This is a genomic window from Actinomadura sp. 9N215, assembly GCF_044326345.1.
GTDB lineage: Bacteria > Actinomycetota > Actinomycetes > Streptosporangiales > Streptosporangiaceae > Spirillospora.
This window is the reverse complement of the sequence record NZ_JBIRBA010000005.1, coordinates 170,749-186,894: the sequence shown is the minus strand read 5'-3', so window position 1 is coordinate 186,894 and position 16,146 is coordinate 170,749. Positions and strand designations below refer to the sequence as shown.

General features: G+C 72.3%; 12 protein-coding genes. 7 read left to right on the top strand and 5 right to left on the bottom strand.

Annotated features, from left to right (window positions below; genetic code table 11):
• Window positions 1–61: 61 nt before the first annotated feature.
• On the bottom strand, window positions 62–859 hold the full coding sequence (gene thyX / locus ACH34T_RS11065; protein WP_395991938.1) for an FAD-dependent thymidylate synthase: 798 nt from the start codon (window positions 857–859) through the stop codon (window positions 62–64).
• Window positions 860–1,019: 160 nt separating this feature from the next.
• On the opposite strand from thyX, the gene ACH34T_RS11060 reads away from it, so the two are divergent.
• Together ACH34T_RS11060 and ACH34T_RS11055 are read left to right on the top strand one after the other, a co-directional pair.
• Entirely contained in the window at window positions 1,020–3,065 is a 2,046-nt protein-coding gene (locus ACH34T_RS11060) for a molybdopterin-dependent oxidoreductase (protein WP_395991937.1), read from the top strand.
• A gap of 35 nt (window positions 3,066–3,100) precedes the next feature.
• Window positions 3,101–4,342 carry a DUF1266 domain-containing protein gene (locus tag ACH34T_RS11055; RefSeq protein ID WP_395991936.1) on the top strand — a complete coding sequence of 414 codons (1,242 nt, stop codon included), beginning with the start codon at window positions 3,101–3,103 and terminating at the stop codon, window positions 4,340–4,342.
• A gap of 11 nt (window positions 4,343–4,353) precedes the next feature.
• Here ACH34T_RS11055 and add read toward each other — a convergent pair whose 3' ends face one another.
• Window positions 4,354–5,379: an adenosine deaminase gene (gene add / locus ACH34T_RS11050; RefSeq protein WP_395991935.1), complete on the bottom strand. Its 1,026-nt coding sequence runs from the start codon at window positions 5,377–5,379 to the stop codon at window positions 4,354–4,356.
• A gap of 108 nt (window positions 5,380–5,487) precedes the next feature.
• On the opposite strand from add, the gene ACH34T_RS11045 reads away from it, so the two are divergent.
• Window positions 5,488–6,459: a helix-turn-helix transcriptional regulator gene (locus ACH34T_RS11045; protein WP_395991934.1), complete on the top strand. Its 972-nt coding sequence runs from the start codon at window positions 5,488–5,490 to the stop codon at window positions 6,457–6,459.
• Between the two features lie 24 nt (window positions 6,460–6,483).
• Here the strand turns inward: ACH34T_RS11045 and ACH34T_RS11040 are convergent, their stop codons facing one another.
• The 3 genes from ACH34T_RS11040 to ACH34T_RS11030 form a co-directional block, all read right to left on the bottom strand.
• Window positions 6,484–7,419 (bottom strand): SDR family oxidoreductase, encoded by a 936-nt coding sequence (locus tag ACH34T_RS11040; RefSeq protein WP_395991933.1) that lies wholly within the window; start codon window positions 7,417–7,419, stop codon window positions 6,484–6,486.
• Window positions 7,420–7,508: 89 nt separating this feature from the next.
• Window positions 7,509–7,655, bottom strand: coding sequence for a GPGG-motif small membrane protein (locus tag ACH34T_RS11035; protein WP_395991932.1), 147 nt, complete (start codon window positions 7,653–7,655; stop codon window positions 7,509–7,511).
• A gap of 239 nt (window positions 7,656–7,894) precedes the next feature.
• On the bottom strand, window positions 7,895–10,060 hold the full coding sequence (locus tag ACH34T_RS11030; RefSeq protein ID WP_395991931.1) for an anthranilate synthase component I: 2,166 nt from the start codon (window positions 10,058–10,060) through the stop codon (window positions 7,895–7,897).
• A 201-nt stretch (window positions 10,061–10,261) separates the two neighbouring features.
• Here ACH34T_RS11030 and ACH34T_RS11025 point away from each other — a divergent pair, with 201 nt between their 5' ends.
• The 4 genes from ACH34T_RS11025 (at window position 10,262) to ACH34T_RS11010 (ending at window position 16,058) form a co-directional block, all read left to right on the top strand.
• Window positions 10,262–10,819: a VOC family protein gene (locus tag ACH34T_RS11025; RefSeq protein WP_395991930.1), complete on the top strand. Its 558-nt coding sequence runs from the start codon at window positions 10,262–10,264 to the stop codon at window positions 10,817–10,819.
• Window positions 10,820–11,000: 181 nt separating this feature from the next.
• Window positions 11,001–11,309, top strand: coding sequence for a DUF3311 domain-containing protein (locus tag ACH34T_RS11020; protein ID WP_395991929.1), 309 nt, complete (start codon window positions 11,001–11,003; stop codon window positions 11,307–11,309).
• A gap of 6 nt (window positions 11,310–11,315) precedes the next feature.
• Window positions 11,316–12,926, top strand: coding sequence for a monocarboxylate uptake permease MctP (gene mctP, locus ACH34T_RS11015; protein ID WP_395991928.1), 1,611 nt, complete (start codon window positions 11,316–11,318; stop codon window positions 12,924–12,926).
• 336 nt (window positions 12,927–13,262) lie between these two features.
• The gene (locus ACH34T_RS11010; RefSeq protein WP_395991927.1) at window positions 13,263–16,058 is read left to right on the top strand and encodes a family 20 glycosylhydrolase; all 2,796 of its coding nucleotides are present in this window, start codon (window positions 13,263–13,265) and stop codon (window positions 16,056–16,058) included.
• Window positions 16,059–16,146: the final 88 nt, after the last annotated feature.

Here is a 16,146-nt window from a genome sequence, read left to right as displayed (position 1 = left end):
GCGCCGGTCACGGCCACGATTACGTCCCGGGTAAAGGGGCCGCCTAGGTCGCCTGGGCCGCCTAGACCTTCCGCCACTTGGGGATCCAGGCGCCGTCCTCGACGACGTAGTCGCCGAACAGGTCCGGGGCCTCCGCGCGCATCACCTCGCCGATCTTGCCGAACAGGAGCCGGATCTCCTCCTCGGCGCCGGGCGCGGTGCGGTTCTCCAGGGTGTGGCGCAGGGTGCGGACGTTGGCCGTCCAGACCAGGCCGGTGCCGACGCCCTCGGGCGCGAACCGGCGCATGAACGACGTCTTGTGCTTCTTCTCCTTGAACGGCACGCCCTCGTCGTCCAGGCCGAAGTGCCCGGCCATCCACGTCTGGAACTCCTCCATCTGCTCCAGCATCGCGGTGGCGCGCTTCATTAGCTCGGCGTCCTCGCGGGCCCACTCGGGAAACCAGAAGGGGAGGTCCTGGAGCCGGACGAACCGCATCGACTCCTGCGAGATCGCCACGCCCGGACGGTGCCGCACGAGCTCGTGGGTGAGGACGCGGCTCACGTTGTGCAGGACGAAGCTGAAGCTGACGTGCTCCAGCACCGAGCCGTGCAGGCTGCGCAGGATGTTCTCCAGGTACTCGCCCGAGTCCGTGCGGATCTTCTTCACGTTGGGGTTGAGGCCGGGCTCCCACGAGCGGTAGCAGAGCCGCCCGGCGAACTCGGCGAGGTTCTGCGGGTCGTTCAGCTCCTCGTCGAGGCCGCCCCGGTCGAGGCGCTCCAGCCAGCTCTCGCCGCCGACGTCCCGCAGGTACCGGGCGACCTCGTCGTAGTCCAGTTCGGGCCGCGCGACGAGGAACACCTCGGGTTCGACGCTCTTCACTCTCGTATCCCCCTCGCTCTTTTCCGTCGCCCCTAGGAAACCACTCCGGGCGGGACGGCCGCGACCTGGGCACGACGGTGTCACGTAATGAGCGTCTGGGGTGACACTCATGAGCATTTTGGCGCACACTGGAGGGATTGACGTGGCCTGGGAGGGTTCGATGCCGTCGGAACTGAAGGTGCTCGGCGCATGCCCGCTGGACTGCCCCGACGGCTGCTCCTGGGTCGTCACGGTCCGGGACGGCGAGGCGGTCGGGATGCGCGGCAACCCCGCCCACCCGTACACGCGCGGCGCCCTGTGCGCGAAGGTCAACCGGTGGCTGGAACGTGCCGGGCAGCCCGACCGGATCCTGCACCCGCTCCGCCGGACGGGCCGCAAGGGCGAGGGCCGCTTCGAGCGGATCACCTGGGACGAGGCGCTCGACGAGATCACGGAGCGGCTGGACGGCGTCGTCCGCGAGCACGGCGGGGAGGCGATCTGGCCGTTCTGGGGTTCGGGGACGCTCGGCTATCTGCAGGGCCTCGAAGGGTATTCGGGGCGGCGGTTCTTCAACGTGCTGGGCGCGTCGGCGCACGACGCGAACATCTGCTCGGCGGCGGGCGCCGCGGGCATGACCGCCGCGATGGGAACGCCCGGCGGCATGGACCCACAGGACCTCGCGCACGCCAAGCTGATCCTGCTGTGGGGCACGAACCCGCTCACCAGCGGCCACCACCTGTGGAAGTTCGTGCAGGAGGCGCGCAAGGCGGGCGCGCGTCTGGTGGCGATCGATCCCGTCCGGACGCGGACGGCCCGGCAGGCCGACGAGCACCTCGCCCCGCTGCCCGGCACGGACGCCGCGCTAGCCCTCGCCCTCCTCCACGTCGTGGTGCGCCTCGGCGCGCAGGACGAGGAGTACCTGCGGCGCCACACGCTCGGCTGGGACGAGTTCCAGACCCGAATCGCGGAGTTCCCGCCGGAGCGGGCCGCGAAGATCACCGGTGTCCCGGCCGACCGGATCGTCGCGCTCGGGGAGCGGATCGCGCGGACGCGTCCCATCGCCATCCGCGCGACGCAGGGGCTGCAGCGGCACGCGGGCGGCGGCGCGGCGCTGCGGGTCATCGCGGGGATCCCGGCCGTGACCGGCGACTGGGCGCGGCGTGGCGGCGGGGTCGCGTTCTCGACGTCCGGGCACGTCCATCTGAACAAGGCCGCGCTGTGGCGGGACGACCTGCGTCCCGGCCCGGTGCGGACGCTGTCGATGAGCCGCCTCGGCGACGGCCTCCTCGACACGCAGGATCCGCCCGTCAAGGCCCTGTTCGTCATGGCCGCGAACCCGGCGGCCAGCAACCCGCACCAGAACAGGGTGCGGCGCGGCCTGGCCCGGGACGACCTGTTCACGGTCGTCGTCGACCCGTTCCCGACCGACACCGCCGACTACGCCGACATCGTCCTGCCGCCGACGATCCAGCACGAGCACGCCGACCTGCACGAGGGCTACGGCCACCTGTACCTGACCTGGAACGAGCCGGCGGTCGCGCCGCCCGGCGAATGCCTGCCGTCGACCGAGCTGTTCCGGCGGCTGGCGCGGCGGATGGGCCTGAACGAGCCCGGCCTCTACGACTCCGACGAGAGCCTCGCCGAGCAGCTCCTCGCGTCGGACCATCCGTGGCTGGCCGGGATCACGCTCGACCGGCTCCGTAAGGAAGGGTTCGCGCGGATGTCCGTCCCCGACCCGTTCCTGCCCTACGCGGACGGGTTCCCGACGCCGTCCGGACGGTTCGAGTTCCGCTCCCCCACCGCCGGGCTCACCGGATACGTCCCGCCCGCGGAGGTCGCCGACGAGGAACGCGCCGCGCGCTATCCCCTCGCCCTGATCTCGGCGGCGTCGCACGAGTTCCTGAACAGCCAGTTCGCCAACAACGCCGAGCTGCGGCGGCGGGCGGGCGGCCTGACCGTCCGCGTGCACGAGGACGACGCGGAGGCCAGGGGCCTCGCCGACGGGCAGCGGGTCCGGGTCGGCAACGACCGCGGCGCGTTCGACGCGGCGCTGAAGATCACCGACGAGGTGCGCCCGGGCGTCGCGGCGACGACGAAGGGGCTGTGGGCCAAGCTCGCGGGCGGCGCCAACGCCAACGCCGTCGTGGACGAGCGCGACACCGACCTCGGCGGCGGCCCCGTCTTCCACGACACCCGCGTCGAGATCACCGGGCTCCCCGAAGCCTGATCCGGACCGGTACGGTGGGGCGCGCGGAGGGGACCATGACGAATCAGCCCATACTCGACCGGGCCAGGAAGTTCGAGCGGCAGGGGCGGCCCGGGGAGGCCGCCGCCGCCTACGCGGAGGCCGCCGAGGCCATGGAGGCGCGCGGCGACTGGACGTCCGCCGTCGCGGTGCGGGCGCGGTGCGCGCGGGCGCTCGCCGCCGCCGGGAAGACGGGCGAGGCGCAGCGGCTCCTCGACACCCTCGACCGCGCCGCCGCGTCCATGCCCGCCGGGGTCCGCGCCGGGCTGGACGCGCAGGCCGCGCACGTCATGGCCGCCGCGGGCCGCACCGGCGAGGCGGCGCGGCGGGCCTGGTCGGCGATGAGCGGGTTCTGGTCGCTGCACGACGCCAAGCGCGCCGACGCCGCCGGAGTCCACGCGGCGCGGCTCATCGTGAAGGACGCCGGTCCGCGGGAGGCGCTGCGGCCGCTGCGTGAGCTGATGGCGCAGCTGCCGCCGGGCGGCGACGGGCACCGGCAGGTCGCCAAGCTGCTGGCCGACGCGGAACGGCGCCCCGACCGCGACCACGACGTCCTGATCACCGACCCCGACAGCGCCGCCTGGGGACGTCTCGCCGCCGCCCTCGCCGTCGGCGCGCACCTGGCCGTCGGGAACGGGGTCGCGTGGAACACGCTCGCCGACCACGACGACCCCGGCGGCGACCGCGTCCTGCTGGAACGCGACTGGGGCGTCACCGACCACGAGAGCTGGCGCAAGCAGATGGACGCGCTCCTCGACGCCCGCAACAGCGACCCGGCCATCCAGATGGTCCTCGACCGGCGCGGCCGCGGCACCGACCAGCGGGCGTGGCGTGAGGCGATCGTCGCCTGGTGCCGGGAGCGGGACATCGCGGATCAGACCGTGCAGGAGGTCGTCGAGATCTCCGGCCAGGTCCTGCGGTACGAGTCGCGCTTCCGGGCGGACGGCCTCCTCCGCCCGGAAGGACGGGTCGAGAGCGTCTACGGTTACGACTTCGGCCGCGCGGTGAACATGGCCCGCTGGGGCCTGAACGCCGGGTTCTGCGACGCGGAGGAGGCCGAGAAGTGCGTCCTCACCGCCGGGCAGCGCGCCAACCAGGTCTACTCGTCCTGGGGCTCGTTCTCCGCCGGGTACATCCTGGGGCGGATGCTGCGGTTCGACGAGGGCGAGTTCGGCGAGTGGTACGACCGCTCCCTCACCGGGCACCGCGTCCTCGCCGACGACCCCGGCAGCCCCTGGCGCCGGATGGCCTGGGGATAGCGGCCCCGGGGTCAGGCCAGGGCGTCGATGTCGGCGATGATCGCGCGGCGGCCGTCCTCGTCCAGGGACGAGGCGAGCACGGCGTTGCGGGCCAGGTCCGCCAGCCCGTCCCGGCCGAGGCCGAACACCTCGGCGGCGACGCGGTACTCGCCGGTGAGGGTCGTGTCGAACATCGGCGGGTCGTCGCTGTTCAGCGTGACGAACAGGCCCTCGTCCAGCATCCGCGGCAGGGGGTGCGCGCCGATGGACGCGACCTGCCCGGTGCACACGTTGGACGTCGGGCACACCTCAAGCGGGATCTGCGTCTCGCGGAGGTGCGCGACGAGGCGCGGGTCGTCCAGGCAGCTGATGCCGTGGCCGATCCGCTCGGCGTGCAGGCCCTCGACGACCTCCCAGATCGTCTCGGGACCTGACATCTCGCCGCCGTGCGGGAGGCTGCGCAGTCCGGCGGCGCGGGCGGCGGCGAACGCGTCGCGGAACGCGTCCCGGTGCGGCGGGCGCATCTGCTCGATGCCGGCCAGGCCGAACCCGACGAGCGCCTCGGGCGGGTGCCGGAGCGCGTGGTCGAGGGTGCCGCGGGCGCCCTCCGCGCCGAACTCGCCGGGGATGTCGAAGATGTAGGCGACGCGGATGCCGAGCCGCTCGCGGGCCTCGCGGACCGCGTGGTCGAGCGCCTCGGTGACCGCGGCCATCGGCATCCCGGCCCGCTGATGCGTGTACGGGGTGACGGTCAGCTCGACGTACCGGACGTTCTGGACGGCGAGGTCGCGGGCGACGCCGAGCACGAGCGTGCCGACGTCCTCCGGCGTCCGGACGAGGCTGGACACCGACTCGTACACCTCGGCGAAGTGCGGGAAGTCGCGGAACTCGTAGAAGGCGCGCAGCTCGCGCTCGTCGACCGGGACGGGCCCGTCGGGGTGGCGGCGGGCGAGTTCGAGCACGGTCGGGACGGAGGCGGAGCCCACGAGGTGGACGTGCAGCTCGACCTTCGGCAGGGCGTCGATGAACGCTTCGATGGAGGCGGTTTCGGTGAGCACGCCGCGAAGCTAACAGCCCGGCAGCCCGGCCCGGAACCGAATCCGGGCGAACCTACCACGAAATTGTCAAGAACGCCCCGAGGACGGCGTTCCTGGTAGACAAGGGGCGTGCGGGCGGCTCGGTTGATCTCGATGGTGCTGCTCCTGCAGTCGCGGGAGACGATGACGGCGGGCGAGCTGGCGCGGGAGCTTGAGGTGTCGGAGCGCACCGTCTACCGGGACATGGAGGCGCTGTCCGCGGCCGGGGTCCCGGTGTACGCCGAGCAGGGCCGCGCGGGCGGGTACCGGCTCGTCGGCGGGTACCGGACGCGGCTGACGGGGCTCACCCGCGAGGAGGCGGAGGCGCTGTTCCTGTCCGGGCTGCCGGGCCCCGCCGACGACATGGGGCGCGGCGACGCGGTGGCCGCGGCGGAGCTGAAGGTCCTCGCGGCGCTGCCCGCCTCCCTGCGGGACGCGCCGTCGCGCGCGGGCCAGCGGTTCCACCTGGACGCGCCCGGCTGGTTCGGCGAGTCGGGCCCGCCCCCGCTGCTGCGCGACCTCGCCCGGGCCGTCTGGGACGACGAGTCGGTCGAGCTGCGCTACCGCCGCAAGGACACCGAGGTCACGCGGACGGCGGAGCCGTACGGGCTCGTCCTGAAGAACGGCACCTGGTACCTGGTCGCGCGGGTCGGCGGCAGGCCCCGCACCTACCGCGTGGACCGGGTCGCGGACGTCCGGCCGACCGGCGCCCGCTTCGACCGCGACGAGGACTTCGACCTCGCCGCGCACTGGCGGGAGCAGGCCGCCGCGTTCGTGCGCTCGATGCTGCGCGAGGAGGTCACGGTCCGGCTGTCGCCGGCCGGGCTGCGGATCCTGCGGTACGCCGTCGAGCCGTACGCGGCGCGGCGGGCGGCGGAGGACGCCGGGGAGCCCGACGGGAAGGGGTGGGTGGTCACCACGCTTCCCGTCGAGTCGCTGACGGTCGCGGCGTCGGAGCTGACGCGGTTCGGGGCCGAGGTCGAGGTCCTCGCGCCGCCTGAGCTGCGGGAGCGGATGGCGGAGGGCGCCGCCCGCCTCGCGGAGCTGTACGCCCCCCGCTGAACACCTCGGCCGCTGACAGCGGCGTCAGCGGTAGCCGGTGACGTCGGCGGGGAGCCCCGCGTGCTCCACCTCGACGATGTAGCGCCAGGCGTCCGGACGGCTGCCGTCGGCGTCGGTGAACCCGTACTCCTGCGCGAGCCCGCCGCTGGACAGCGACGCGCCGTTCCAGCGGGCCCGGTCCGGGTCGGCGGCGAGCGCGGCGACGGCGCGTCCCACGAACACCGGGGACTCCGAGATCGCGAAGTGCGGGACCTTCTCCGTCGCGTCGCGCCAGTTCGCCTCCGTGACGCCGAAGTTGTCGAGCATCGCCTCCGAGCGCAGCCAGCCGGGCGTCAGCGCCAGGGCCGTGGCCCCGTACTCCGCGATCTCCTCGGACTGGGCGAGCGCCATCCGGATCACGGCGCTCTTGACGAGGTCGTAGAAGTAACCGACGTCCTTGCGGTACGCCGCGTTGTACTCGGCGGTCCCGTCGGTCATCTCGATCACGAGCCCGCCAGGCTCGCGGATCAGCAGCGGCAGGACGCGGTGGCTGGTGATCGCGTGGGTCTCGATGCCGAGCCGCAGCATCCGCAGCCCGTCGTCGAGGGACTGCTCCCACAGGCGCTTGCCGAACTCGAAGTAGCGGTCCGAGCCCCAGACGTCGTTGACGAGGACGTCCAGCCGGCCCCGCTCGGCGTCGATGCGCGCGACGAGCGCGCCGACCTGCTCCGGGTCGAGATGGTCGACCCGGACGGCGACGCCCTCGCCGCCCGCGGCCGTCACCAGCTCCGCGGTCTCCTCGATGGTCTCGGGACGGTCCATCTCCGACCGGTTCGACCGGGTGGACCGTCCCGTCACGTACACGGTCGCGCCCGCGGCGCCGAGCTCGACGGCGATGCCGCGGCCCGCGCCGCGCGTCCCGCCCGCGACCAGGGCGATCTTCCCCGCGAGCGGGGTGTTCTCTGTCGTGGCAGTGCTCATGGGGACGATGCTGGCACCGAAACCTGACAACCCGTGTCAGCGTTCCCGGCGCGGCGCGGCCCGCCGTCCCCCGGGGCCGGAGAGGAGGGTCAGGTGAAGATGCTCACCCCGCCCGGGCCGACGAGCAGCCCGACCACGATGAGGACGGCGCCCCAGAGCAGTTCGCGGCGGGCGAGGATCACGTAGATCCCGGCGATCACCAGGATCACGGCGATGAGCCACAGAATCGTCATCATGGCCGGCGGGATCCCCGCGGAGAACGCCCGGAAACTGGCACCGTGATATTGGTTGACCGAATTAACCGTTATGACCCCCGTTATGCGGAGAGGGGATCGCTCCCCCCTCCGCCGGGATAACGGCGATCACCGCGTCGCGGAAGGGCGGCGCCGTGGCCGGTCACGAGTCTTCCCGTGCGCGCCCGGCCGCGACAGGCCCCTCAGTACCATTTCGGCTCGTCCGCCCTCCTGCTTTGGGACTAGGACCGGCTCAGCCTCAGGACGTTGGCCACGATCCGGCGCCCGGCGCCGCCCGCCGCCGTGAGGATCGACTCCGGGTGGAACTGCACGGCCCAGCGGCGGCGCTCCGGGGCCTCGATCCCCATCACGACGTCGCCGGTCAGCGCCGTCACCTGGAAGCCCTTCACCTGGCCGGGCGTGGCGTGCAGCGAGTGGTAGCGGGCGGCGGTGAACTCGTCCGGGAGGCCCTCGAAGAGCGCTCCCCCCGCAGCGGTCACCTTCACCTGGCCGGGCTTCCCGTGGGACGGCTCGGGCAGCAGCGTCAGCTCGCCGCCCGCGTGCTCCACCATCGCCTGCAGGCCGAGGCAGACGCCGAAGACCGGGAGGCTCCGGTCGTCCAGCGCGTCCAGCAGCGCGCGGGTCGCGAAGTCCTCCGGACGGCCGGGGCCGGGAGACAGGACGACCAGGTCCGGGGCGTGCTCGTCCAGCATCCGCGTCGGGAACCCGTGCCGGAGGGTGACGACGTCGGCGCCCTCCTGGCGGAAGTAGTCGGCGAGGGTGTTGACGAACGAGTCCTCGAAGTCGACGAGCAGCACCTTCACGCCGTCCCCCGGACGAGCCGCCCGCGGCTCGTCCCCCGGCGCGCCGTCGGCGCCGCCGTCCTGGGAGTCGGCGAGCGCGCCCAGCAGCGCGCTGGCCTTGAGGTGCGTCTCGCGCTCCTCCTCGTCGGGGTCGGAGTCGTACAGCAGCGTCGCCCCGGCCCGGACGGTCGCGACGCCGTCGCGGATCTGCGCCGTCCGCAGCGTCAGGCCCGTGTTCATCGACCCGTCGAAGCCGACGCAGCCGACGGCGCCGCCGTACCAGCGGCGGGGCGACTCCTCGTGGTCCTCGATGAACTGCATCGCCCACGCCTTCGGCGCGCCGGTGACGGTGACCGCCCACATGTGGGTGAGGAACGCGTCGAGCGCGTCGAACCCGGGGCGCAGCCGCCCCTCGATGTGGTCGACGGTGTGGATCAGCCGGGAGTAGATCTCGATCTGCCGGCGGCCGAGGACGCGCACGCTGCCCGGCACGCAGATCCGCGACTTGTCGTTGCGGTCCACGTCGGTGCACATGGTCAGCTCGGACTCGTCCTTGGCGGACGACAGGATCGCGCGGATCTGGTCGGCGTCCTCCAGCGCGTCGGCGCCGCGCTTGATCGTCCCCGCGATCGGGCACGTCTCCACCCGGTCGCCGCCGACCCGGACGAACATCTCCGGCGACGCGCCCACCAGGAACTCGCCGTCGCCCAGGTTGAACATGAACTCGTACGGGGCGGGGTTGGTCTCGCGGAGGCGCTCGAAGAACGCGGCGGGAGCGTCGCAGCGCCCGTACATGGCGTGCCCGGGCGTCACCTCGAACAGGTCGCCGCGGATGAACTTCCGTTTCGCGTCCCGCACCGTCTGCGCGTACACGCCGGGCACGGGCTGCGGCGGGAGCTCGGCCCGCACCGGGACGGGCGTCGGCTCCGTCGCGCGCGGCAGACCCTCGGTGCTCGCCTCCCCGACCGCGAAGTCGTACGACAGCCGGTGCGAGGTCTCGCGCTTGCGGTCGACGACGACGAGCTCGTCGGGCAGGTGCAGGACGAGGTCGCGCTGGTCGTCCGGGCGCTCAAGGCGCGTCCGCAGCGGCTCGAACTGCAACGACAGGTCGTACCCGAACGCCCCGTACAGGCCGAGGTGCGGGTCGTCGCAGCCGAACAGGCCGACGACCGCGCGCAGGGCGGTGAAGACGGTCGGCTGGCGGCTGCGCTCCTCCTCGGTGAAGAACCCCTCCGCCGGCGGGACGAACACCTCGAAGACGCCGGGCTCGTCGGACCGGACCTCGCCGACGTCGCGGAGCACCGCCGCGATCGCGGGCAGGACGACGCGTCCCCGCCCGTTGAGGGCGCGCACGGCGACCGTCCGGCCGCGGGCGACGATCTCCGCGCACGGGTCGGCGTAGGCCATGTGCCAGCGGCTGTAGCGGCCCGGATACTCCATCCCCGAGCTGAGCACACCGCCGCGCCGCTCCCCCACGGCGGCGACGAGGGCGTTCAGCACGTCGGACTTGCGCTCGGAGTCGACCGGCGTGGCGGTACGGGTCACCCGTACGCCCCCGGACGTGACGAACTCGCTGGTCAGCGGCTGCTGTGAGACGGTCTCCACCGCGGTGGCCCCTCATGTCGGGCCCTCACCAGGCGGGGAAACGCGAAACGACCGCCGGTGAGGACGGTCGCCTGATCTGAACACGCACGAACCGGCACCGCCTCAGCGGCGCCACCACCACTGGGAGGCTGCGGTTCGCATGCCGCGAGGCTACCATGGGCAGGACCGAAAGGGATCACTTACGTCACGGAGCGGGCTCCCATGACCAGGAAGAACACCGAGTTCGAACTGCGCGGCGTCAACCATCTCGCGCTCGTCTGCAGCGACATGGAGCGGACGGTGGACTTCTATCAGGGCGTGCTCGGCATGCCGCTGATCAAGACGATCGAGCTGCCGCTCGGCTGGGGCCAGCACTTCTTCTTCGACTGCGGCGGCGGGAACGCCCTCGCCTTCTTCTGGTTCCCGGACGCGCCCGAGGCCGTCCCCGGCGTGTCCGCGCCGAAGGACCTGCCCGAGCGGGGCGAGCTGCTGTCGGCCGTGGGGTCGATGAACCACGTCGCGTTCGACGTCCCGCCCGAGCGGATCGAGGAGTACCGCGACCGGCTGATCGCCAAGGGCGTCGAGGTCGGGGTGCTGCTCAACCACGACGACAGCGAGTTCGGCGTCGCGCCCGAGAACCACGAGGGCGTGTTCGTCCGCTCCATCTACTTCAAGGACCCCGACGGGATCCTCGTGGAGTTCGCCGCCTGGACCCGGGAGCTGGACCGGCCGGACGACGTCCGGCACGAGCCGAGGACCGCCGCCGACCGCACCGTCTGACCCGCGTCCGGACGGCCCTGACCTCGCCCGTTCTTGGTGGAACGGTCCGCCCAGTCGTGCCGTGGCCGAGATCACACCGTGATCGTCCGGCGTGTACCCTCGCCCGGCCGCAACTCTCCGGCACGGTACCGTCACGCGATCCGGACGGCCGTGCCCGCGACGCACGACGAGGAGGACCCCCTTGGCTCCCGACACCCCGAAAGACCCGGACTCCAGAGATCCGGGCTCCAGAGATCCGGACGCGAAGGATCCGGACGCGAACGATCCGAACACGGGCCCGCACCCGCCGTCCGGCGGCCGCTCCGACCGGAGCGCCTGGAACTGGCTGCTGCTCGTTCCGGTCGCGGTGCCGCTGATGACGTTCCTCTACAACAGCGACGAACCCCGCCTGGCGGGCTTCCCCGCCTTCTACTGGATCCAGCTGTCGTTCATCCTGCTCGGCGTGACCGGCACGGTCGTCGTCTACCGGATGACCCGGAAGGGGGGCTGAGCCGCGATGGCGAGCGACCACATCACCGAGATCGTCGTCTTCTCCCTGTTCTTCCTGGTGGTCAGCGGGATGGGCTTCGTCGCGGCGCGGTGGCGCCGGGCCGCGACCCTGGACAACCTGGACGAGTGGGGCCTCGGCGGCCGCAGCTTCGGCAGCTGGGTCACCTGGTTCCTGATCGGCGGCGACCTCTACACGGCCTACACGTTCGTGGCCGTCCCCGCGCTGGTGTTCGGGGCGGGCGCGGCGGGGTTCTTCGCCGTCCCGTACACGGTCGTCGTGTACCCGATGGTGTTCCTGTTCCTCATCCGGCTCTGGTCGGTGTCGCACGTGCACGGGTTCGTCACGCCGGCCGACTTCGTCCGGGCGCGGTTCGGGTCACCGACGCTGGCCCTGCTCGTCGCCGTCACCGGGATCGTCGCGACGATGCCCTACATCGCGCTGCAGCTGGTCGGCATCGAGGCGGTGCTGAAGGCGATGGGCGTGCACGGCCACTGGCCGATCATCATCGCGTTCGTGATCCTCGCGGCCTACACCTACCAGTCGGGGCTGCGGGCGCCGGCGCTGATCGCCTTCGTCAAGGACGTGCTGATCTACCTGGTGATCATCGTGGCGGTGCTGTACATCCCGGCGAAGCTCGGCGGCTGGGGCGACGTCTTCGACGCCGCGAAGGCCAAGTTCGACGCGACGCCCGCGCCCGGCGACGGGATCACGATCGCGGGCAGCGGCCAGCTGAACTACGCGATGCTGGCGCTCGGCTCGGCGATGGCGCTGTTCCTGTACCCGCACAGCGTCACCGGCGTGCTCGCCGCCCGGAACCGCAACTGCATCAAGCGGAACATGGCGGCGCTGCCCGCCTACAGCCTGGTGCTCGGCCTGATCGCGCTGCTCGGCTACCTGGCCATCGCCGCGGGCGTGAAGCCCGTCACGACCGACGGCAAGCCCGACGTGAACACGGCCGTCCCGGTGCTGTTCGACCAGATGTTCCCGGACTGGTTCGCCGGGGTGGCGTTCGCCGCCGTCGGCATCGGCGCGCTCGTCCCGGCCGCGATCATGTCGATCGCGGCGGCCAACCTGTTCACCCGCAACATCTACCGGGAGTACATCAGGCCGGACGCCACCGAGAAGCAGGAGGCCACCGTCAGCAAGCTGGTGTCGCTGATCGTCAAGGCGGGCGCGGTGGCGTGCATCCTCGCGCTGGACCCGGAGTTCTCCATCGACCTCCAGCTCATCGGCGGCGTGATCATCCTGCAGACGCTGCCGTCGGTGGCGCTCGGCCTGATGACGCGCTGGTTCCACCGGGGCGCGCTCATCGCGGGCTGGGCGGGCGGCATCGCGGCGGGGCTGTGGATGCTGTACCAGGTCCCGAACCCGGCGAAGGGCAAGGAGCATTTCGGCGGCTCGGCCTACCCGCTGAGCGACCTCGGCCTCGACACCGACATGACGATGTACGCCGGGATGCTGGCGCTCGCCGTCAACGTCGCGGTCGCGGTGATCGGCACCGTGGTCTGCAGGGCCGCCGGGCTCGCGGACGGCGCGGACGCCACCCGCACGTCCGACTACGTCGCCGACGAGGGCGACCCGAAGGTCAAGGAGATCGAGCTGGCCGCCAGCACCTGACCGGCACCCGGCAGGCGCCTGGCAGGCGCCTGGCGGTGCCTGGCCGGTGCCTGGCCGGTGCCTGGCCGGTGCCTGGCCGGTGCCTGGCCGGTGCGCCGGGACGGCGCCCATGCGGCAGCGCCCGACCGGGGTCCGTCCGCCGCTCACCTCCGGGTGGGCGGCGGGTGGCGCGGCCGCTGATTCGACCCAGGCTGACCGGTGATCGAACACCCCGGAGATCGTCCCCGTCAAGATCCGAAGCTTGACCGGAGGCGGCCACCGGCACCACCTGCGGCTTCACAAACGACCAGGTCAGAGCCGGGGATCTTGGCAAACTATTAGGATAGTTTCCTATTTATGCCGAAAAGACCAGCGGCCGCACTGACGGCCGCCGCGCTCACCGCGGCCCTACTGGCGGCCGTCCCGTCGAGCGCGGCGTCGGCGGCCTGCAACCCTGACCCCCGCGACCTCATGGTCACCTACCAACCGGTCGACCACACCGTCGCCGACGCGAAGTACCACCTCGCGCGGTTGACCATCGACAACAACGACAGCAGCTGCGCCCTGAACAACGCCGGATGGGCGATGTACTTCAACGGCGTGCGGCAGCCCACCGCCGTCCTCGCGGGCGAGGTCGGCGACATCGGCCGCAAGCAGCTGAACGACCAGGGCCTCGCCGTGGCCCGCGCGGACGCCGCGCAGAGCGGCGACTTCTACTCCCTCAGGCCCCTGGAGGGGTTCGAGGCGATCGGCCCCGGCGAGCGCCGGGAGATCGACGTCTACTTCGAGGTCTGGGCGGTCCACAAGTCGGACGCCCCCAGCGGCTGGACGATCCAGTACGGCGGCGGGAAGCCCGCGTGGGTGCCCGCCAAGTCCCTGCTCGACCCGACCGACCCGAAGCAGACGACCGCGTTCTCCGGCGACAAGCGCCCCGTCGAGACGGCGGCGACCCGGTACGCCGAGAACACCTCGCCGAAGCTGGACCTCACGCTGCGGCAGAGCCTCGTCCCGCAGCCGCTGTCGGCGAAGGCGTCCGGCGGCACGGTCGCGATCGGCGGCCGGTCGCAGGTCACCGCGCCGCGCGAGCTGAGCAAGGAGGCGGGCTACCTGCGCTCCGCGCTGAACGACGTCACGCGCGGCAGCGGCGCCCCGATCTCGCTGCGCGTCGACCCGCGGCTGGACGTCGACGGCGACGGCGAGGCCGACGCCGAGGGGTACACGCTCAGCACGACCCGCGACGGCGTCCGGATCGTCGGCGCCGACCGGGCCGGGGTGCTGTACGGCATCCAGACGCTGCGGCAGCTCATCCCGGCCGGCGGCTACAAGGCCGCGGCGGGCGGCCACCGCGCGCGGACCGTGGACGTCCCCCGCGCCGAGATCGCCGACGCGCCGCTGTTCGGCTACCGCGGCCTGCACATCGACACGGGACGCCACTTCGAGACCAAGCAGACCGTCCAGAAGTTCCTCGACCTGATGAGCTTCACCAAGCTCAACAAGCTGCACCTCGGGATCACCAACGACGAGGGCTGGCGGCTGGAGATCCCCGGGCTGCCGGAGCTGACGGAGTTCGGCTCCAAGCGCGAGCTCGACCTGAAGGAGCAGGGCGCGCTGCACCAGGGCATGGGGTCGGTCAACGACCTCGGCGGCGGCGACGGCGTAGCCGGCAAGGCGCGCGACGAGACCGAGGCCAACCTCGGACGCCGGCCCGCCTACCAGGGCTACGAGAACAACACCCTGAACTTCGTCGGCAAGGGCAGCGGCCACTACTCCGCGGACGACTTCGAGGAGATCCTCCGGTACGCCGCCGACCGGCACATCGAGGTCATCCCCGAGCTCAACTTCCCGGCGCACGCCCGCGCGGCCGTCCAGTCGATGGAGCGCCGCCACCAGCGGACGAAGGACGCCACCTACCGGCTGCTCGACCCGGACGACACCAGCGACCACACCAGCGTCCAGTACTACACCGACAACCTCGCGAACCCCTGCCTGGGCAGCACGTACACGTTCCTGAACAAGGTCGCGTCCGAGGTGTCGAAGATGTACGAGCGGGCGGGCGTCCCGTTCAACCGGCTGAACCTCGGCGGCGACGAGCCGCCGGGACCGCCGGAGGGCTGGTGGTCCGGGTCGCCGGCGTGCAAGAAGAACCCCGACACCGCGGGCAAGTCCGGTGAGGAGCTGAAGCAGCTCTTCTTCACCCGCTGGAACGACATCGCGCACAAGTACGCGACCAACACGGCCGGGTGGGAGGACATCACCGACCCGACCCACGGGTTCCGCCTCAAGGGCTTCGCCCCGCTGCCGTGGCAGAACGTGTGGGGCTGGGGACGCGAGGACTGGGCGTACCGGTTCGCCAACGAGGGCACCCCGGTGATCCTCGCCCACGCGACGAACCTCTACATGGACCTCGCCTACAACAAGGACCCGGACGAGCCCGGCTACTACTGGGCCGCCCTCGTGGACGAGAAGAGCACGTTCACGTACCAGCCGTACAACGTGTACGCGAACGCGACCAAGGACCGCTGGGGCAACCCCGTCCCGCAGAACCCGAACTGGACGAAGCTCACCCCCGAGGGCAGGAAGAACATCCTCGGCCTCGAGGCCCAGCTGTGGGCCGAGAACGGCAAGGCCCCCGGGATCCGCGAGTACCAGGCGTTCCCCAAGCTCCTCGGCGCGGCCGAGCGGGCCTGGAACCGCGACACCCCGGCGCCCGACAAGATGAACGAGGCCTGGAACGTCTTCAACAACACGCTCGGCCAGAAGACGTTCCCGCTGCTGTCGTTCTACAAGCCGGTCGGGCTCGGCGGCGAGGGCGTGAACTACCGCGTCCCGCTGCCCGGGGCGAAGCTCTCCGGCGGGACGCTGTCGGCCAACGTCCGCAACCCGGGCATGGCGATCGAGTACTCGACGGACGGGCGGTCCTGGCGTCCGTACAGCGGGCCGGTGAAGGTCGGCGACGTCGTGCTGACCCGCACCCGCAGCGCGGACGGGCGCACCAGCCGCATCTCGCCGGTCGGCGTGACCGGCTGGCAGGGCAGTGAGTCCTACGAGTCCGGCGACCTGGTGCGGCACCAGGGCGAGCTGTTCGTCGCGACGCGGGCGGGCAGCGGCAGGGAGCCCGGCCGGACGGACGGCTACTGGAGGCTCCTCCAGTAGCGGTCTCCGCACAGCACGGCCCGGCCGTCCGCTCCCCCGGACGGCCGGGCCGATCCCTTCCCCGCCCTCACCGACCGGACGCCGCCCC